Consider the following 16,888-nt stretch of genomic DNA (forward strand, 5'->3'; position numbering starts at 1 on the left):
GACCGAGTGGTCACAACCCTACCCATCAAGGTTGCACAAGGAATGGTGGCCTAATGAGCAGCGACATTGACCACGTTCGGCTCTCAGCTGAAGGTGCACGAGATACCGGACCCGCAAGCCGGTGGCGGTGAGGTGGTGGTCGAGGTCCTCGCGACGTGTGTGCCTCCGTACGCGAACGAGGTGTTCAGCGGCGAACGGCGTTACCCGCTCGAACCTCCGCCGGTCGTGCCGGGCGTCGGCGGAATCGGCCGCGTGGTGGCCGCGGGTCCGGACGCGACCAAGCTGCGTCTGGGGGACCTGGTGTGGTGCGACACGACGGTGCGCGCCCGCGATGAAGCCCTGACACCGGACATCACGCTGCAGGGCTGGAGCCCCCCGCGGCGAGGGCGGCGCACGCCTGGCCCAGTGCCTGGACGACGGATCGTTCGCCGAACGCATGCGGGTGCCCACCGAGAACGTCTACCCACTGCCCGCGTTCGCTGATCCGGCACGGCGGTCCGCGTTGGGCGTGAACACCATTCCCCACGGTGGGCTGCTGGCCGGACGGTTCGAGGCCTGAGAGACCTTGCTGGTAAGCGGGGCGACCGCCAACCTCGGCAACAGCGCGGTAGCCATCGCGCTCGCCATGGGCGTCGGCCACGTGGCGGCTCCCGGCCGCAACCGCGCCGTCCTCGACCTGCTCGCCGACCGGTTCGGCCGGGGCGCCCGGTCGAGCTCAGCGCGGACGAAGACACCGACCGTGTCGCGATGGCCGCAGCCGCCGACGGTCCGATCAAATGGTGCTCGACCTCCTGCCGCCTCGGGCACCCAGCTCGGCGGCACGTGCGGCGGCCATGACCGTGCGCGAGTACGGGCGGGTCGTGCTGATGGGCGGGGTTCGGCATGCTCGGCGGCACGGACTTCGCCCTGCCCTACCCCTGGATCATGCGCAACTCGGTGACCGTGCGCGGGCAATGAATGTATCCGCGCACCGCGAACGTGGGCATGATCCGGCTCATCGCCTCGGGCGCCCTGGACATCGCCGCCGACCGCATCACCCGATTCGATCTCGACCAGGTCAACGACGCGGTCACCTACGCCGCCGCGCACGGCGGGCCCTTCGACCACACCATCCTCATCCCTCGGGTCTGACGGCCACGGAGCTCAGCCGGGGAAACCGCGCCGTCGGCCTCCGTCGTGGCGGGCCTGGTCCTCATCCGCAGTGCGAGACACGTCTGCTGCAGCATGGCCCCGGCGGACGTGCTGGAGAAACGCGACGAGCAGCTACCCTCCGCCAGCCGCGAACGCTCCCACGGGCGCCGGCCCCTTGCCACAGGCGTGTTCGCCTGGTGTCCGTGGTGTCCTGGAGCACCTTCCGCGGACGGCCTCGTCGGCGCACCCCGCACCGGTGACCCCGCATCCTTCTTACGCCGTTCCACCGGTACAGGATGACCTTCGTGTCCCTGTCCGGGCGACCGAGCAGGAGCGAAGGCGTTCAAAACGATCATTCCCGCCCAGCAGGAACCACGCGACCACGACCCCGCAGACGCACGAAGGCTTCGAATGGCTGAATGAGATCGCAGCAGCGCAACAGCACAGCTGAGCGCTACCACCGCGTCCTGGCCTAAGAACTCCTCTTCGCCCGAACCTGGACCAGCGAACAACAGCGTACCGACACCCAGATGGTGTGGAACATGCGTGCAACAACCATCGCTCAGACGCCACCACCGGCCACCCTGCTCCACACCACCGTCACCAACGTCATGGCCTCATATACAGCTACCCGTCCGCTCTATTCCCACGAGTGGCAAGTGCGCCCTCAGCGCGCTGCACGGAGCAACGCGGCGGACTCGACTGGTCCGACATCATGCATGTGAATCCACGCGATCTTGTCAGCCAGTCCGGCAAGCTCTGCGTTTCTCACTCGGGCTTCAGGGCCGTCCGGCAGGTGCAGGACGGCCGACGCCTGCCAGGAGCTGCGTTGCACCGCGCGTGTGCGGGCCTGCCTGAGGAACTGGTAGCGCGCGAACCGCGCCTGATGGTCGTCTCGTGCCGCACCCAAACAGTTCGCAAGCACCACGGCGTCCTCGATTGTCTGGTTAGCGCCTTGTCCATGGTGCGGCAGCATCGCGTGGACTGCGTCGCCAAGCAGTACCACACGGCCCCGGAACCAGCGACGCAGCGGCGGCTGAGTGAGCAGCGCCCAACGAATGCCCGGCCGAGCTGCCGCGAACATCTCTCGCACGCAGGGATGCCAGTCAGAGAACGGCGAGGTGGCCTGGCCAAGGTCGATGGGCTCCGTCCAGCCGGATGCCGTCCAGGTCGCGGGTTCGTCCACAACAGCCAAGAAATTGATGAGCTTCCTACCGTCGAGCGGATAGTGCAGCACATGGGCACCAGGGCCCATCCAGAACTGCATAGCGCCAGAATCAGGCAGGGACGGGATGTCCTCGGCACGCACCAAGCCCCGTATCCCGCTGGTGCCCGAGTGGGCTGGCCCCGGCTCGGTGGTCACCCAGCTGCGCAGCACAGAATTCACGCCGTCAGAACCCACTACGAGTTGAGCCTGGATCTCTTCGCCATCATCGAACGTGAGCACTGCTGATGAGGGCAGCTCGCGCACCGACCGGACCTCGCGTCCCAGGTGCAGTTGCCGCGGATCCACTGCCGAGCTGAGCAGCCGCTGCAGATCCGCCCGGCGCACGCCGCAGTACGGAGCGCCGAAGCGATCGCGGTAGCTGCCGCCGATCGGATGGGCAGCTACCCGTCCGCCTGCCCTGTCCCTGAAGATCAGTTCGGTTGGCTCCGTACCCACCACGTCCAGTGCCTTGCCGAGTCCTAGACGGCTGAGCAGTCGCGTCGCGTTGGCCGACAGGGCCACTCCCGCTCCCACATCGCGCAACCGGTTGGCTCGCTCGAACACCGAGGCCTCGATGCCCTGCTCACGCAGGGCGATGGTGAGGGTCAGGCCGCCAATACCGGCCCCCACCACGGCGACTGGGATCATCACGGGCCCTTCTATCTCTAAAGTGTGTCAGTCGTGGCTGCGCGCTCCAGCGAGATGTTCGGCCACCGAACGCAACTTCTCGCAGGTCTCCTCAAACTCGCGCTCGGGCTGGGACTGTTCCACGATCCCCGCCCCTGCCCGCAACCATGTCCGACCGTTGCGCTGGAACACCGTTCGCAGCACCAGGGCGGCGTCCATCATGCCGCTTGAGTCCACCCAGAGCACGGCACCGCTGTAGAGCCCGCGCTCCTGCTCTTCACGTTCCGTGATCATCCGATAGGCAGCCCTTCTTCGGCACGCCCGAGGCGGTGGCAGCAGGGAACAACGCGGCCAGCGCCTGCCACGGTCCAACTTCTTTTGGAGGTTGTGCGCTCACTGAAGATGCCAGATGCTGCACGGTGCCGCGTTCCTTGATCGACATGAAATCCTCAACCACGACGCTGCTGCGGCCGCACAGTTCTGCCATCTCGTCCACCGCTATCCGAGACGGTCCTCGACCTTCACGGCACCGCTCTCGACCGCACCGCAGTCGCGGACGGACGCATCCGTCTTCCGGCCGCTGCCGGGCAGCAGCGCCTGTGCCAGCAGCCACAACGGCCCCAGGCACCACTTCTCCACATCGTCCATTGTTGATCAACGATATCGCCTAACTCGCAACACACCCAAACGAGATGCGGTCTTAGCACCCGCTGCCCGCCCCGTGTCACGTGCACCCAGGCGACGTAGGACGGCACCGCGCTCGACCGCATCGCCCCCTAACGCCCGGCGCCGGTCCCGGGCCCTGGACGCGGGACCGGCAGCGGGTCAGCCGAGGATGAGGTCCGCAAGGTGCACAGCGCGCGTGAGCCTGGTGATCCGATCGGCGGAGACGTTCCAGGTGGTGCCCACCGGCTCCAGCGTCAGCACGACCATGATCTTGCGGTCGTTGTGCCCGTAGGTGCCGGTGGTGTGCATCGCCGGACGCGTCAGGTCGACGTCGGCGGCCGAACGAGCGCCAAGGCCCAGCGGACCGTCCTTGGCGACGCCGGCGTAGGTCGGCGGCCTCGGCGACTCGACACACGGCTTCGGCGGCGTGTCACCGAATCGCGACCACCCCTGTTTGTAGGCCACCTCGCCGTGCACGACGCTCGGCAGGCCAAACGACTGGTCGAAGCCGTCGGTCGCGCACTTTGTCGCCTTGTGCAGGTTACCCATGATGAAATCGCGGAACTTCGGGTGTGCCCGGTCGAGCACATAACGGTAGATCTTGACGACGTCGGCCGCGCTGAGCGCCGTGTAGCCCCAGAATCCGACGTTGACCGGCGGTGCGGTGTCCTGAAGCCCAAGCTTGACGACCATGCGTTCGACGATCTTCTCCCAGCCCTCCTGGACCCAGAGCTCCGAAGCCGCGTTGTCGTCGCTCGACCTCAGCATCGGCTCCAGCCGTGCCAGGTCGGCCGGAGGGATCTCGGCATCGGGGCCGCGCTTCTCCAGGTAGTCGAGCGCGATGAGAATCTTGACAACCGACGCCGAACGGAACTGCGCGTGTTCGTCCCAGGCGATCGTGGTACGTCCGGTCTTGCGGTCGAACACGGCGAACGCCGCCTTGGCGTCCGGCGCGATCTCGGCCTGGGGGTCAGCGTTCGCGGGCATTGGCGCCAGGAGGATTGCCGTGACGGCTGCGGTGACGGCTGCGGCGACCAGGCGAAGTTTCTTCATGCTCTGTAGACGCTAGCCGTGCCGCCGAGGATGCCCAGTAGAATTACCCGCGTTTACCAAGTCGAGGGTCTAAAGGGGCAGCAGAGTCTTAAGGCCTGAGGTGGCGCAGGAGGCCCCACCAATGGCTGATTGCGAAGCATTCTTCCGGAACCCCGGCCGCCGGCCACCTTGGCGAACTTGTCGCCAGGCTTGGTCGATTCGATGCGGTTCTGCACATCCCACACGTGCTTGACCTGGTAGTACATGACCTTGCCTTGGATGAAGTTGTACTGGAACCACGACTCGAAATCCATGAAGACGAATCCGCCGTCGTTGTAGATCTTGTTTTCCTGCGCCGAGGAGGCGTTGTGCTCGTGAGCGTGAGAACATCGCCGTGACCAACGATGACCAGCCGGTAAGCGACTTAGCCGACCGTGTTGCAGACGCCGTTGCGACACTCAACCTTGTTGACCTTGATGGCAGCGCCGACGCAGGAGTTGAACCGATCCTAGTACCAGTACTTCGGCTCCTGTCGGGCGCCGAGGTCGTCGATGGTGCCCCTCCCGAGGAGCGCAAAGGAGGCGCTTGACGACCGGACCTCCTCCCGGATGACGTCCAACAGGTGCTCGTGAACTTCGCTAGCCAGGCGGTGGCCACGGTCCCAGTGATCACAGTTAACAGTGACCAAGGCTACCGCGCACAACGCCGGAGCAACCTGAGGCCGAACTGGCAATGGGCCATACAAAAGCGCTGGTCGGGAAGTGTTCTCCCAGCACGCGCGGGGGTGGTCCCAAGGGTTCCAGCAAAGTCGTGTTGGTACTGGTCAGGGGTGGATTCTGAGCAGGGTGAGTGGCCGGGTGAAGTCTCGGCTGGCGTGGGGGAGTCCGGTGGTGATGCTGGTGTGGCCGCGAGGCGATGTGCGTCGATGGCGAGGTTGCGTAAGGACGCCATGGTGCGGGGTGCGTGGCCGGTGCGGATGCGGGAGGCGTCTTCGGTGTGGGCGGTGTCGCGGATCCAGTGCAGCCGGTTCTCGATGCGCCAGTGGTTGCGGGTGTGGTAGGCCAGTTCTGTGGGACCGGCTCGGTCCGGGGTGAGGCTGGTGATGCCGAGGACGGCCACCGCGGTGCGTTTGGCGGTGGTGGGTGACGTAGCGTTCGATCAGAAACGCTTGTGCCGCACGGGGAAACGACACGTCCTCAGGTACCGGCAGGACCTGGATGGTGCGATGCTCCCGGCGGCCGTCGCCGGTGTCTACTGTGGTGAGTCGCTGCTGCTCGTCGTGCACCACCTCGCGGTGGACGGCGTGTCGTGGCGGATCATCGCGTCCGACCTCTCCTACCTGTGGACCATGCGAACGACAGACCTACCGTTGCCCGCCACGTCGTTCCGCCGCTGGGCGGCCAAACTGACAAGGACGGACCGAACTGCGGAGCTCGCGCAGTGGCGGGAGGGGCGGAGGTGCCCGATCCTGTGCTCGGTGCTCCGACCGGCGACACGGGTCGCAGCAACGGCCACCTTGCCACCGAGTTGCCACCGACGACCGCCACGCCGCTGTTGACGAGCGTCCCGGAGTCGTTCCACGCGAAGGTGGACGAGATCCTGCTCGTGGGTACGCCATCGCGATGAACCGGCACCACGTCGCGGGCCAGGCGGCACGGACAAGGGTGCTGAGGGTGGGGCCGCGGTCGCGCGCGGTTCCGCAGGACGTCGCGGATCGTTCGGCGGGACGGCCGACGAGCGTTCAACGCTGTCGCACACCCTCGAACTGAACGTGCTCGCCGAGGAGACACTGGACGGCACGGTACTCAGCGCCCACTGGTCGTGGGACAGGGCGAAGCTCACCGCAGTCGAGGTGGAACGGCTCGGACGGGCGTGGTGCGACGTGCTGTCACACCTCGCGGTACTCACAGCGGACTCGGGCGGCCATACCCCCTCGGACTTTCCGCTCGTGCGGCTCGACCAGGAACAGGTCGAAGAGGTTGAAGCGCTCTACCCGACGGTCGTGGACGTGTTGCCGGTCACGCCACTGCAGCAAGAATTGCCCCGCCACACGGCCCGCGTGAAGCATGGCGGCGACGTCTACAACGTCCAGGTCGACCTCGATCTCGACGGCGAGGTCGACCCGGACATCCGTGCGGCGGGCCGGACAGCGGCTGGTTGACCGGCACCCTGCTCTGCGGGCATGCTTCCCCGAGCCTGATCTCCAGATCGTGATGGGACACGCGGAGGTGCCGTGGCGACACACCGACGTGACCGGCATGGATGTCGGCACACGTGATTGCGCGCTGGAGTCGGCACTCACTGCCGATCGGGCTCAGCGGTTCGACCCAACGCTTCCACCGCTCGTGCAGTACCACTTGACCAAAATCGGGCCGGAGCGACACAGGTTCGTGCTGACCGTCCATCACGCCGTCTCCGACGGATGGTCACTATGGTCGGACCGTGGACGGCGGCAGAACCGAACCTGGCGCCCCAGGCGAAATCCGCCCGCCTCTCCCCCATTTGACCGACGTCCTGCGGAACCGCGCGCGACCGCGGCCCCCACCCTCAGCACCCTTGTCCGTGCCGCCTGGCCCGCGACGCTGCTGGGGGTGGCCGGCGGTGACGACGGGTTCGCGGCGACCGTCGCGGCCCGCTCGCCAGAAGTACCTGCGATGACGGAGATCGTCGGCCTGCACACCAACCTGGTACCGGTCCGGGCGAGGCGGCGGCCTAGCTACAACCCTGCTCGACCTGGCTCAAGAGCTGCATGAACAGCAGACCGCGACGTACACCCACCAGCACGACGACTGGCGCCTCGGTAGAAGCGGCCTGTTCACCGCGCACATGGTGTTCCACAACTACCCGCTCGACGCGGCAACACTGACTCGGATGGGAACGGTTACCGCGCGGGGAGTGGAAGTACGAGACGGCACGCACTACCCGCTGTCCCTTGTCGCCCGATTGGATCGTGACGCACTGGCGTTGCGGATCGACGACCGGCCGGATGCGTGGGGAGAGGAGGAAGCGCGCGCGTTGCTGTCGAAACTGACAAATCACCTACAACAGATGGCGCTGCCCCTCAGCACGACCCAGCAGGTTGTGGCAGCGCGCACATCCGCCTGAGCAGGCAACAGTAGAACGAGCGGGGACACAGTCGGTCGCACACCAGCGTCGTGTGCGCCGACCGGCCGAACCCGAGCTCGTGGTTGGCCAGGGCACGACCCCGACAAGATCAACTGAGGTAGGACACGGCGGTGCCCCTAAACGGGTTCATGGGCGGGGCCCGCATCCCCTCCCCGCACTGCCACACCGCTCACGCACATGCGCAAGCGTGAAAGCCTGTTCCGAACTTCTTGCCCAACAGTTGGACCTTCTGCTCGCGGCGCGCCGTTCTCATTCATCCGCATCGACTGTGCCCAGCGGGCGTTCCCGCAGGTCGGCCGCACGCTGGCGATCGACGAGAACCACGGCACCTTTTCGCACTATCCCGTGAACGAGTACAACAAGATCATGACGTCACGGATCACAGTCTGCCTAGGTTGCTGCTGCGGCACCAGCACAAGCACCCCGGCGTCGACCACGACCGGCAGCTGAGATGCTGCCTGAGCAGCTCCCGTCCGTAAAGGCGGCCGACTGCCTGGAGACGTGCGAGGTGTCGAACGTGGTCGTCGTGCAACCCAGCCCGGCAGCGAGAGCCGCCGGCGCGAAGCCGGTCTGGGCGGGGTCGATCCTCGACGTCGACGCGGTGCATGGCGTCGCCGACTGGGTCGACGCGGGCGGGCCCGATCTTGCCGCGCCACCACCCGCGATCGCAGACCTGATCGTCGCCACACCTGGCAGGAAGTGATCGCTCCGACCCCGGCAACGGCTCAGAAATCCTCGTCGAACGCCACCGTGCCGGTCACCCCTACCTGATAGGCCGACACGCGGCGCTCGAAGAAGTTCGACAGCTCTTGCACGTCCTGCAGCTCCATGAACGCGAACGGGTTCTTGGCCCCGTAGATCGGCTCGATGCCGACCGCCTGCAGGCGCCGGTCCGCGACGTGCGCCAGGTACGAGCGCATGTCGGCCACCGACATGCCAGCGACACCGCCACCGAGCAGGTCCTCGGCGAACTGCACCTCGGCGTCGACAGCCTCGCGCAGCATCTGCTTGACCTGCTCGTTCAGCTCGTCGTCGAACAGGTCGGGCTCCTCGCGCCGCACGGTGTCGACGACGTCGAACGCGAACGCCATGTGCATGGACTCGTCGCGGAACACCCAGTTGGTGCCCCAGGCGAGGCCGTTCAGCAACCCGCGCGAGCGCAGGAAGTAGACGTAGGCGAAGACGCCGTAGAAGAACAGGCCCTCGATGCAGGCCGCGAAGCAGATCAGGTTGAGCAGGAACGACCGGCGGTCCCCCCGCGTCTCCAGCCTCGTGAGGTCCGAGATCGAGTCGATCCACTTGTAGTAGAACTCGGCCTTGGCGCAGATCGACGGGATCGCCTCGACGGCGGCGAACGCGTCGGCGCGGTCGTTCACGTCGGGCAGGTAGGTGTCGAGCAGCGTCAGGTAGAACTGGACGTGCACGGCCTCCTCGAACAGCTGCCGCGACAGGTAAAGCCGCGCCTCCGGGGCGTTCACGTGCTCGTACAGGTTCAGGACCAGGTTGTTGGCGACGATGGAGTCGCCGGTCGCGAAGAACGCGACGAGCCGGTTCACCAGGTGCCGCTCGGCCTCCGGCAGCTTGTTCAGGTCGGCGAGGTCCGAGTGCAGGTCGACCTCTTCGACCGTCCAGGTGTTCTTGCTCGCGTCACGGAACCGGTCGTAGAACAGCGGGTAACGCATGGGCCGCAGCGTGAGGTCCATGCCGGGGTCGAACAGGGCATGCTTGCGGGTGGTGTTCCCGAGCGTGGTCACTGGCAGGCCTCACAGACAGGACTCGGGGTTTTCCGGGGAGCAGGCGACGGTGCCGGCCGAGGTGACCGTCGGAACGGTCGCCTGCTGGATGCGCGTCGCCGGGCGGGAGCGCAGGTAGTACGTGGTCTTCAGCCCGGCTTTCCAGGCGTCGAGGTAAATCGACGAGAGCTTGCCGATCGTCGGCGAGGCGACGAACAGGTTCAGCGACTGGCTCTGGTCGACGTGCGGGCCGCGCTGGCTCGGCCGCGGTCCAGGACTGATCATCGCAACCACGCTCTCGCTGGCCATGAACGGCGCGGCGTACTTCTGGTCCGACAAGCTCGCCCTGCGGGCCATGGCGGCCCGGCCGGTCGCCGAATGGCAGGCGCCGGAGCTGCACGCGACAGTGCGCGAACTGGCCACCGCGGCCGGGCAACCGTTGCCGCGCCTGTACATCAGCCCCATCGCCCAGCCGAACGCGTTCGCCACCGGCCGCAGTCCGCGCCACGCCGCGGTCTGCGTCACCGAAGGCGTCCTGCGCCTGCTCAGCCGACGTGAACTGCGGGCTGTCCTGGGGCACGAACTGTCCCACGTGTACAACCGGGACATCCTCATCTCCAGCGTGGCCGGGGCACTGGCCGGCATCATCACCTCGCTGGCCAACCTCGCCCTGTTCCTCCCACTCGGGGCCGACGACGAGGAGGCGCCCAACCCGCTGGCAGCGCTGCTGATGATGGTCCTCGGCCCCGTCGCAGCCGGACTGATCCAGCTGGCGATCAGCCGGAGCCGTGAGTACGAAGCCGACGCCGACGGTGCACACCTGTCCGGCGATCCGCTCGCGCTGGCCAGCGCCCTGGACAAGATCGAGCGCGGAGCACAGCGGCTCCCGCTGCCCTCCGACGGCCCGCACGCCTCCCAGGCCCACCTGATGATCGCCAACCCGCTCACCGGTGACGGGCTGGCCGCGCTGTTCCGCACCCACCCGCCCACAGCCGACCGCATCCGGCGCCTGCGCGAGATCGCGGGCCTCCCCGTGCACGGCGGTGGTCGAAAGTCCCGAATCAGTCCGTTACGTTTCGAAACGACCGGTTGAGCCAACAGCCGTCCGATGACGTCCGAATCTGGGTTTCGCGCGGAGGCTGGTCATGGATCTGGACGCGTTGACGGTGCGCATGGGGCGAGTGGGCAATGCCTTCGTGATGCGGGTGGCCGGCGAAATCGACATCGCGACGCGGCCGCTGCTGACCGCCGCCCTGCTCGACGCGTGCGGGCTCGTGGCCCCGTCGACCGTGCTGGTGCTGGATCTGAGCGGGGTGACCCACTTCGGCGCGGCCGGGATCGATGCCGTGGAGCTCGCCGAGCGGTGGTCTCGCGCTGAACGGATCGCGTTGCGAGTGGTGGTCACACCGCGGATCGGGTTCGTGCTCGGGCTCACGGAGGTCGGCCGGCGGGTGCGGCTGGAGGAGTCACTAGACGACGTGGTGTGCGGGACGGACGAAGCGGTGGGGTGACCGGCTGCCTCGTCTCGAACTCGCCGGGGAGGGACGGCCGGCGTCCGGCGTGGATTCAGCCGTCCCGTCCCCGGCTTCACCGCAGCAGGAGTCAGCCGTGGTGTTCGGGTTGCGTCGTCGAATCCTGCGCCTGGCAACGACCTTCCAGCGTCCAGTCGCCGGGCATTCCGCTCACGGTGGCGCTTTCGCCGGTCGCGCTGACGTGCAAGGTGGCGTTGCCCAGCCGCAGGTCCGTGAGCTTCACCGTGCCCCAGGCGGACGGCAGGTGCGGGTTCAGCTCCAGGCGGCGGCCCGGGACGTGTGGCCGCAGCCCGAGGAAGGACCGCACCAGCAGCAACGGTGCCGCGCTCGCCCACGCCTGCGGCGAGCACGAGGTCGGATAGGGCACCGGCGGGCTGAACTCCGACCGGGCGAACCCGCAGAACAGCTCGGGCAGCCTCCCGCCGAACGCCGCCGCCGCGTCGAGCAGTCCGAGCGCCAGCCGCTGCGCCAGCTCCACCGCGCCGGGAACGTGCGCGTACCGCAGCAGGCCCGCGACCGCCAGCGCGGTGTCGTGCGGCCACACCGACCCGTTGTGATAGCTCATCGGGTTGTACGCGCCCATGTTCGAGGCGAGCGTCCGCAAGCCGTAGCCGGTGTCCATGTCCTCGGACGCGAGACGTTCGACCAGCACGGCCGCGTGCTCGTCCGGCACGATGCCGCTCCACAGGCACTGCGCGGCGTTGCTGGTCAGGGCGTCCACCCGGTCTCCGCGGCCGTCCAGCGCCACCGCGTACCAGCCGCGGTCGGGCAGCCAGAAGGCCTCTGCGAACCGGTGCCGCAGCTTCGCCGCCTGCTCCCGCAGCCGGACCGCGGTCTCGGTGTCGCCGAACGCCTCCGCGAGCTCGGCCCGCGCGAGCCACGCGGCGTACACGTAGCCCTGCACCTCGCACAGCGCGATCGGCGAGGACGCGAGCCTGCCCGCGGCGTCGTTGATCCCGTCGAAGCTGTCCTTCCAGCCCTGGTTGATCAACCCGACGTCGGTGGATCGCCGGTAGGCCAGGAACCCGGCGCCGCACGACCGGTCGATCCACTCCAGCGCGGCGTCGGCGGCGGGCAGCAGTGCGCGGATCTCCGCCTCGTCGGCGCCCCACCGCCAGCACTCGCCCAGCAACGCGACGAACAGCGGCGTGGCGTCGACCGTGCCGTAGTAGTGACTGCCGCCGAGCACCCGGTTCGAGTCCGGGCCGACCCGCAGCTCGTGCAGGACGCGGCCCGGTTCTTCCTCGGTCACCGGGTCCACTCGCCTGCCCTGCTTGTCGGCCAGCGTCTGCAACGTGCCCAGGGCGAGACCGGTGTCCAGCGGCAACGCCATCCACGCGGTGAGCAGGCTGTCGCGGCCGAACAGCGTCATGAACCACGGCGCGCCCGCCGCGACGAACGGCCTGTCCGGCAGCGACGGGTCCCGGATCTGCAACGCGCCGAGGTCCCTCTCGCTGCAGCGCAGCACGTTGTCGAGCACGACGTCGTCCGCCTCGATCGTGGTGCTCGCGTCGCGCCACGCCTGGATGGTGCGCGCCGGGCCGCTGCTCTCGAGGTGCTCGCCGGGGTGGAACCGCGGCTGCACCCGCAGGTTCGCGACCGTCGGCTGCACCACGATCTCGGTCGTCCACACCTGCTGCGGCGGCACCACGACGCGCCAGACGAGTTCGCCGGGAAGGACGGTGGGCTCGGCCGATGCGCTGACCGACAGGCCGCGGGCACCGCGGGACCGGTCCCACAGCAGGAGCTCTGCGCCCACCACCGTCGCGTCCGCGCCGCCCCCGGACGTGCGGCCCTCCTTGACCGCGAACAGGTCGGCGAAGTCGGCGTCCACGTGCAGCGACAACGAGACCGCCGTGGCTTCCCTGCCGAGGTTGTGCAGAGTGATCGTCTCCCGCAGCCCGTCGCCGAGCAGCCGCTCGCGCACCACCAGCAGCGTGCTGTCCGCCTGACCGGGCTTCGGCGGCCTGCGCAGCATGAACCGCGCCGCGAACGCCTCCGGTGCCACCACGGACAACGCGTGTGGCGGCTGCCCGTCCAGGCGCAGTTCCCACCGCGACACCATCCGCGCGTCGCGGTAGAACAACCCGTGTGAGGTGCCGAGCTCGACGTCGCCGGTGGTGTTGGACAGGCAGAACGTGCTGCCGTCGACCAGCGTGACCGTGCCGTTGCCGGCCTGGCTCATCACCGGCTCGCCGGCGTTGAGCGCCGTGGGCGCCGGTCCCTCCGTCATGACCGATCTCCGCTGGTGCGCAGGCTGGCCGTGTCAGCGTTGTCGCGGAACCGCTTGCCGTAGCGCTGTTCCAGCGCGGAGTCCAGCACCGGGTACTCCTGACGCAGCGTCTCCAGCGCCGGCTGCGACCGTCGCAAGGCCTGGCGGTAAGCGGCCTCGTAGCCGGCACCGAGCCGGTCCGCGCCGAAGTTGTCCTTGACGTGCGCACGACACTTGGCCGGTTCGATGTCGCGCACGTCGTGCAGCGCGCTCACGAGCTCTTGCGGCTCGTCGCGGACCAGTCCGGTGACACCGTCCACAACGACCTCGGGCACCGCACCGCGGCGCAGCGCCACCACCGGCGTCCCGCACGCCATGGCCTCGATCATGACCATGCCGAACGGCTCCTCCCACTGGATCGGGAACAGCAGGCAACGCGCCCCTGCCAGGAGCTTGCGCTTCTGGGCGGCGTCCGCGACGCCGAACACGTGGTCGTTGTCGGTGAGTCGCGGCCGGACCTCGCGCTCGAAGTACTCCTGCTCGATCGGCTCCGCGCACTTGCCGGCGAGGATCAGCGGCACGCCGGCGGCGTGCGCCACGTCCAGGGCGAGGTGCGGCGCCTTGTCCGGGTGGAACCGGCCGAGGAACAACGCGTACTCGCCCTTGCGCTCCTCGTACGGCCAGTCCTCGACGTTCAGAGCGTTGTGCACGGTGCCGATCCAGTTCAGGTCCGGCGCCAGCTGACGTTGCCGATCGCTGATCGCGACCAGGTGCACGTCATCACCCAGTTCGCGGTAGTACCGGTGCAGGTCGTCGTTCACCGGCCCGTGCACCGTGACGACGGTCGGCACCCCCAGCGCGCGGTACGCGGCCGCGTTGAGCGGCCCCGCGAACGTGTGGTCGTGCACCACGTCGACACCCCCGGTCTCGACGAGCCGCTCGACCGCGCGGCGGCTGGCCACCGCGTGCACCACCTCGGGATAGGGCTCACCCAGGCGCTCCGGAACCGTGCGGTCCCAGACCGGTACGAACTCCGCCGCGGCGTCGCACTGACCGGCGCCGATCAGGGTCACCGCATGACCGCGGCCGGACAGTGCGTTCGTGAGGTCCGCGACAACGGCCTCGACGCCGCCGTATGCCTTGGGAGGAACGTCGAAGTAGGGCGGGGCGACCATGGCAACCCGCAACGACGAATCGACACAAGACACACTGCTCAACACCACTTCCCCTCCTCGAACCCCGAACCCGGGATTAGCACTCTTCGACATAGACTGCTAACAGGATTCGCCCACTGGCGCAACTGCCCTGCTGATCCAGGTCTTCGGGAGTGCCAGGGCCGGTTCGGGGCGGTGCTCGGCTAGGAAGTCGTGTTCAGGGCGGCGATCAGGTCGTCGCCCGGCAGCTCCACACCGAGCACGCCGCCGGGGTTGATCACCAGCACGCCGCCGGCGAGGGCCGGGGCCAGTTCGCGGCCGGTCGTCTGCATCGGGGAGGCGGCGTCCTGCGGTACGTGGCCCGGTGCTGTCCACACGGCCACGAAGCGTTGGCCGTCCCGGGTCACGCCCATGCGCAGGTTGCCCTGGCCGTCGGTTTCGGCGATCAGGTTGGCTTCCAGCGTGGCCGTCAGCAGGCGTTGCTGAGTGGCCCAGCCGACGGCGACGTAGCCCAGGACGACGTCGAGGTCCGACAGCGGTTCCGGGAAGCCGCGGCGGCGGGGGCCCGGGCTGTAGTTGGGGTTCAGGTAGGTCTCGCCGGTCAGTTCGCCGTCCTCGCCCACGGCGTAGGCGCCGAACAGGGTCGCGTCCGGGATGCCCTCGATGTAGTTCGGGTTGACCTCCGGGTCCGCGCACCACAGCCACTTGTCCGGGACCTGGCGGCGGGCCTGGTCGCGCAGGGACTCCGTGGCCGGGGGGAGGCCGGGGTGCAGGGTGAAGTCGTCGATGTAGTCCGGGTACTCGAGGAACGGCTTCGGCAGGACGTAGACGCGGGCGCCTTCCGCGGTGACGGCGGTGATCAGCGCCCACGGGCCCTTGAGGCGGTACAGGTGGTGTTCGCGGTCCGACTCGATCTCGGTCTCGTAGGCGAGGTTGCCGTCCGGGGCGCCGTAGCGGTGCACGAACAGGTCTTCGACCTTGGTGAACCGGATGTCGGACATCGTGTCGAGCGGCGGGTCGAGTTCGGAGATGACCTGGTACGGCGACTGCCACGCGGGGAGTTCTTCCCCGATCTCCCACTGCAGCGCGTCCTGGTTCTCGATGAGCTGGCCGATCAGGTAGGTGACGGCGTTGCGGATGTCCCCGAAACGCTCGTGCTTCTTCTTCAGGTCGCCCTCTGCCCAGTAGACCTCGTACCAGTCGCCGTCGCGGACCAGGCACCACGCCTGGTCGCGGTGACCCTCCAGGCTGTAGAAGCGCGGGCTGGTCTGGACGCGCTTGATCACGTCGAGGAGCGGGGTCAGGGCCTTGCGGAACGTCGCTTCGACCTGGTTCTCGCTGAACGGCCTGCCCATCGCGAGTGCGGCGGCGCGGGCTTTCGCGATCTCCGGGACGGCGTGGATCTCGTAGCGCTGCTGGCGGATGTGGTCGACCAGAGCCATCGACGGCGGGATCTCGTGCTTGCGCAGGTAGTACGCCACGCTCGCGGGCCACACCCACCGGCCGTCGGTGTGGAAGGCGAGCGGCACGACTTCCTCGTCGTCGCCGGTGAAGAGGTCCTTCGCCGAGCCTCGGGACGACAGGACGACAGGAGCGTTCTCCAGGTAGCGCAGCAGCAGAATCTGTTCCCAGGCACCGATCATCGGCCGGTACCAGACTCCCCTGCCGTCCTCGACCGCGTCGAACGGGCGCGCCAGTTCGAGCTTGGTGTCGGTGTCCTGCTGCGGTGTGATCACTCGGGAAAGGCCGTCCGCGTGGACCTTGCCGGCCGCGTGCCACATCCAGTCCGGCACCGCTTCGGGCCGCCGCGGCAACAGGCGCAGTTCGTCTGCGGCGTGTTCCAGTGCGACGTGATCATCGCGGCCTGGCGGGATCAGCCACTCGGGCCCGCCTTCGACCAGGAACCGGCGCGTGGTCTCACCACCGGCGACGAATTTGAGGTTCGCGACGAACCAGGTGCCCAGACTGTTGCGGAAGTCGCGCAGCCGCTGCCGGTGCAGCCACTGGCTGACCATCACCGGCGGCACCCACACGTGGGTGGTGCCGTCGATGATGACCGTCGCCTCGATCTCCATGCGGCGGACGAGCGCACGGCACTGGAGGTTGATCTGCTGCCAGCCCTCCGGAGCGTGCGCGACGAGAGCCTCCCCGACCTGGCCGGCGATCGAGGTGTTGGTGCGCGGCATCTTGTCGCCGGACGGCAGTGAGGGGTACTGCGGCCACGCCCCTGGCAGCGGTGGCAGTTCGCGGAGGAAGACCAGCCGTTCGTCGCTCAGGTGGCCCTGCAACGGGTCCAGGTCGGTCGGGGCCGCGCCCTCGTCGGTGACGCGCCAGATCTCGGCGCCCAGCACCGTCTCGAACTGCGCGGTCGTCGCGTCCGCGCCAGGCTCGATCCGGAACGCCTTGTTCCCGTCGATCGCGATGTCGAACTGCACGTGCTTCACTCCTCGGCGCACACAGGGAAAACG

At 68.2% G+C, this 16,888-nt stretch carries 21 protein-coding genes and 2 pseudogenes; 13 read left to right on the plus strand and 10 right to left on the minus strand.

Features of this window, described 5'->3' with window-relative positions; translation table 11 throughout:
- Window positions 1-135 precede the first annotated feature (135 nt).
- The 3 genes from IEZ09_RS46705 to IEZ09_RS46710 all read left to right on the plus strand — a co-directional run bounded on the left by IEZ09_RS46705 (window position 136) and on the right by IEZ09_RS46710 (window position 1,131).
- The gene (locus IEZ09_RS46705; protein WP_268247648.1) at window positions 136-483 is read left to right on the plus strand and encodes an alcohol dehydrogenase catalytic domain-containing protein; all 348 of its coding nucleotides are present in this window, start codon (window positions 136-138) and stop codon (window positions 481-483) included.
- Window positions 437-559 carry a hypothetical protein gene (locus tag IEZ09_RS47505; RefSeq protein ID WP_268247649.1) on the plus strand — a complete coding sequence of 41 codons (123 nt, stop codon included), beginning with the start codon at window positions 437-439 and terminating at the stop codon, window positions 557-559. Before IEZ09_RS46705 ends, IEZ09_RS47505 begins: the two co-directional genes overlap by 47 nt.
- 425 nt (window positions 560-984) lie before the next feature.
- Entirely contained in the window at window positions 985-1,131 is a 147-nt protein-coding gene (locus tag IEZ09_RS46710) for a hypothetical protein (protein ID WP_229812910.1), read from the plus strand.
- A 667-nt stretch (window positions 1,132-1,798) separates the two neighbouring features.
- Here IEZ09_RS46710 and IEZ09_RS24590 read toward each other — a convergent pair.
- From IEZ09_RS24590 to IEZ09_RS24605, 5 genes are all read right to left on the minus strand, one after another.
- A complete protein-coding gene (locus tag IEZ09_RS24590; RefSeq protein ID WP_189256206.1) occupies window positions 1,799-2,986 on the minus strand; it encodes an FAD-dependent monooxygenase in 1,188 nt (395 codons plus the stop codon).
- A 27-nt stretch (window positions 2,987-3,013) separates the two neighbouring features.
- The gene (locus IEZ09_RS46720; protein WP_229812911.1) at window positions 3,014-3,259 is read right to left on the minus strand and encodes a chorismate-binding protein; all 246 of its coding nucleotides are present in this window, start codon (window positions 3,257-3,259) and stop codon (window positions 3,014-3,016) included.
- A complete protein-coding gene (locus IEZ09_RS46725) occupies window positions 3,243-3,452 on the minus strand; it encodes a chorismate-binding protein (protein WP_229812933.1) in 210 nt (69 codons plus the stop codon). The genes IEZ09_RS46720 and IEZ09_RS46725 overlap by 17 nt, the downstream gene beginning before the upstream one ends.
- 11 nt (window positions 3,453-3,463) lie before the next feature.
- Window positions 3,464-3,613 carry a hypothetical protein gene (locus IEZ09_RS24600; protein ID WP_189256116.1) on the minus strand — a complete coding sequence of 50 codons (150 nt, stop codon included), beginning with the start codon at window positions 3,611-3,613 and terminating at the stop codon, window positions 3,464-3,466.
- 177 nt (window positions 3,614-3,790) lie between these two features.
- The gene (locus tag IEZ09_RS24605; protein WP_189256117.1) at window positions 3,791-4,684 is read right to left on the minus strand and encodes a serine hydrolase; all 894 of its coding nucleotides are present in this window, start codon (window positions 4,682-4,684) and stop codon (window positions 3,791-3,793) included.
- A gap of 904 nt (window positions 4,685-5,588) precedes the next feature.
- Between IEZ09_RS24605 and IEZ09_RS48145 the strand changes: the two genes are divergently transcribed.
- The 8 genes and pseudogenes from IEZ09_RS48145 (at window position 5,589) to IEZ09_RS24630 (ending at window position 8,492) form a co-directional block, all read left to right on the plus strand.
- Window positions 5,589-5,723, plus strand: coding sequence for a hypothetical protein (locus IEZ09_RS48145; RefSeq protein ID WP_370467748.1), 135 nt, complete (start codon window positions 5,589-5,591; stop codon window positions 5,721-5,723).
- 165 nt (window positions 5,724-5,888) lie between these two features.
- Window positions 5,889-6,101, plus strand: a pseudogene (locus IEZ09_RS47960) (condensation domain-containing protein); the annotation flags it as partial.
- A gap of 20 nt (window positions 6,102-6,121) precedes the next feature.
- Complete coding sequence (locus IEZ09_RS46735; protein WP_229812912.1) at window positions 6,122-6,289, plus strand: hypothetical protein; 168 nt, start codon at window positions 6,122-6,124, stop codon at window positions 6,287-6,289.
- A gap of 145 nt (window positions 6,290-6,434) precedes the next feature.
- On the plus strand, window positions 6,435-6,824 hold the full coding sequence (locus tag IEZ09_RS24615) for a hypothetical protein (RefSeq protein ID WP_189256119.1): 390 nt from the start codon (window positions 6,435-6,437) through the stop codon (window positions 6,822-6,824).
- The gene (locus IEZ09_RS47965; protein WP_368856187.1) at window positions 6,730-7,416 is read left to right on the plus strand and encodes a condensation domain-containing protein; all 687 of its coding nucleotides are present in this window, start codon (window positions 6,730-6,732) and stop codon (window positions 7,414-7,416) included. The genes IEZ09_RS24615 and IEZ09_RS47965 overlap by 95 nt, the downstream gene beginning before the upstream one ends.
- A 73-nt stretch (window positions 7,417-7,489) precedes the next feature.
- Complete coding sequence (locus tag IEZ09_RS24625) at window positions 7,490-7,768, plus strand: hypothetical protein (RefSeq protein ID WP_189256121.1); 279 nt, start codon at window positions 7,490-7,492, stop codon at window positions 7,766-7,768.
- A 198-nt stretch (window positions 7,769-7,966) separates the two neighbouring features.
- Window positions 7,967-8,239, plus strand: coding sequence for a hypothetical protein (locus IEZ09_RS46740; protein ID WP_229812913.1), 273 nt, complete (start codon window positions 7,967-7,969; stop codon window positions 8,237-8,239).
- Window position 8,240: 1 nt separating this feature from the next.
- Window positions 8,241-8,492 (plus strand): hypothetical protein, encoded by a 252-nt coding sequence (locus IEZ09_RS24630; RefSeq protein WP_229812914.1) that lies wholly within the window; start codon window positions 8,241-8,243, stop codon window positions 8,490-8,492.
- 22 nt (window positions 8,493-8,514) lie between these two features.
- On the opposite strand, the gene IEZ09_RS24635 is transcribed toward IEZ09_RS24630, so the two are convergent.
- Together IEZ09_RS24635 and IEZ09_RS24640 are read right to left on the minus strand one after the other, a co-directional pair.
- On the minus strand, window positions 8,515-9,543 hold the full coding sequence (locus IEZ09_RS24635; protein ID WP_229812915.1) for a ribonucleotide-diphosphate reductase subunit beta: 1,029 nt from the start codon (window positions 9,541-9,543) through the stop codon (window positions 8,515-8,517).
- A gap of 9 nt (window positions 9,544-9,552) precedes the next feature.
- A complete protein-coding gene (locus IEZ09_RS24640; protein WP_308427935.1) occupies window positions 9,553-9,879 on the minus strand; it encodes a ribonucleotide reductase barrel domain-containing protein in 327 nt (108 codons plus the stop codon).
- Here IEZ09_RS24640 and IEZ09_RS24645 point away from each other — a divergent pair.
- Window positions 9,785-10,615 (plus strand): annotated as a pseudogene (locus IEZ09_RS24645) (M48 family metalloprotease); the annotation flags it as partial. The gene IEZ09_RS24640 and the pseudogene IEZ09_RS24645 sit on opposite strands and share 95 nt — an antisense overlap.
- Window positions 10,616-10,667: 52 nt before the next feature.
- Complete coding sequence (locus tag IEZ09_RS24650) at window positions 10,668-11,033, plus strand: STAS domain-containing protein (RefSeq protein ID WP_189256123.1); 366 nt, start codon at window positions 10,668-10,670, stop codon at window positions 11,031-11,033.
- Between the two features lie 91 nt (window positions 11,034-11,124).
- Here IEZ09_RS24650 and IEZ09_RS24655 read toward each other — a convergent pair whose 3' ends face one another.
- From IEZ09_RS24655 to IEZ09_RS24665, 3 genes are all read right to left on the minus strand, one after another.
- Window positions 11,125-13,287: an amylo-alpha-1,6-glucosidase gene (locus tag IEZ09_RS24655; RefSeq protein WP_189256124.1), complete on the minus strand. Its 2,163-nt coding sequence runs from the start codon at window positions 13,285-13,287 to the stop codon at window positions 11,125-11,127.
- Window positions 13,284-14,441, minus strand: a complete 1,158-nt coding sequence (locus tag IEZ09_RS24660) for a glycosyltransferase family 4 protein (RefSeq protein WP_189256208.1) — start codon at window positions 14,439-14,441, stop codon at window positions 13,284-13,286. The genes IEZ09_RS24655 and IEZ09_RS24660 overlap by 4 nt, the downstream gene beginning before the upstream one ends.
- 182 nt (window positions 14,442-14,623) lie before the next feature.
- Window positions 14,624-16,855 (minus strand): SseB family protein, encoded by a 2,232-nt coding sequence (locus IEZ09_RS24665; RefSeq protein ID WP_189256125.1) that lies wholly within the window; start codon window positions 16,853-16,855, stop codon window positions 14,624-14,626.
- Window positions 16,856-16,888: the final 33 nt, after the last annotated feature.

Origin of the sequence: Lentzea flava (assembly GCF_014648475.1) — a bacterium.
Classification (GTDB): Bacteria; Actinomycetota; Actinomycetes; order Mycobacteriales; family Pseudonocardiaceae; genus Lentzea; species Lentzea flava.

What these genes read in the sequence shown, in the direction of transcription:
- IEZ09_RS24660 (WP_189256208.1), bottom strand. Translation starts at nt 14,441, where the DNA reads ATGGTCGCCCCGCCCTACTTCGACGTTCCTCCCAAGGCATACGGCGGC.
- IEZ09_RS24590 (WP_189256206.1), bottom strand. Translation starts at nt 2,986, where the DNA reads ATGATCCCAGTCGCCGTGGTGGGGGCCGGTATTGGCGGCCTGACCCTC.
- IEZ09_RS46740 (WP_229812913.1), top strand. Translation starts at nt 7,967, where the DNA reads ATGCGCAAGCGTGAAAGCCTGTTCCGAACTTCTTGCCCAACAGTTGGA.
- IEZ09_RS46720 (WP_229812911.1), bottom strand. Translation starts at nt 3,259, where the DNA reads ATGATCACGGAACGTGAAGAGCAGGAGCGCGGGCTCTACAGCGGTGCC.
- IEZ09_RS24655 (WP_189256124.1), bottom strand. Translation starts at nt 13,287, where the DNA reads ATGACGGAGGGACCGGCGCCCACGGCGCTCAACGCCGGCGAGCCGGTG.
- IEZ09_RS24600 (WP_189256116.1), bottom strand. Translation starts at nt 3,613, where the DNA reads ATGGACGATGTGGAGAAGTGGTGCCTGGGGCCGTTGTGGCTGCTGGCA.
- IEZ09_RS46725 (WP_229812933.1), bottom strand. Translation starts at nt 3,452, where the DNA reads ATGGCAGAACTGTGCGGCCGCAGCAGCGTCGTGGTTGAGGATTTCATG.
- IEZ09_RS48145 (WP_370467748.1), top strand. Translation starts at nt 5,589, where the DNA reads ATGGCGAGGTTGCGTAAGGACGCCATGGTGCGGGGTGCGTGGCCGGTG.
- IEZ09_RS24625 (WP_189256121.1), top strand. Translation starts at nt 7,490, where the DNA reads ATGGTGTTCCACAACTACCCGCTCGACGCGGCAACACTGACTCGGATG.
- IEZ09_RS24630 (WP_229812914.1), top strand. Translation starts at nt 8,241, where the DNA reads ATGCTGCCTGAGCAGCTCCCGTCCGTAAAGGCGGCCGACTGCCTGGAG.
- IEZ09_RS46710 (WP_229812910.1), top strand. Translation starts at nt 985, where the DNA reads ATGATCCGGCTCATCGCCTCGGGCGCCCTGGACATCGCCGCCGACCGC.
- IEZ09_RS24605 (WP_189256117.1), bottom strand. Translation starts at nt 4,684, where the DNA reads ATGAAGAAACTTCGCCTGGTCGCCGCAGCCGTCACCGCAGCCGTCACG.
- IEZ09_RS24640 (WP_308427935.1), bottom strand. Translation starts at nt 9,879, where the DNA reads ATGGCCCGCAGGGCGAGCTTGTCGGACCAGAAGTACGCCGCGCCGTTC.
- IEZ09_RS24650 (WP_189256123.1), top strand. Translation starts at nt 10,668, where the DNA reads ATGGATCTGGACGCGTTGACGGTGCGCATGGGGCGAGTGGGCAATGCC.
- IEZ09_RS47505 (WP_268247649.1), top strand. Translation starts at nt 437, where the DNA reads ATGCGGGTGCCCACCGAGAACGTCTACCCACTGCCCGCGTTCGCTGAT.
- IEZ09_RS47965 (WP_368856187.1), top strand. Translation starts at nt 6,730, where the DNA reads ATGGCGGCGACGTCTACAACGTCCAGGTCGACCTCGATCTCGACGGCG.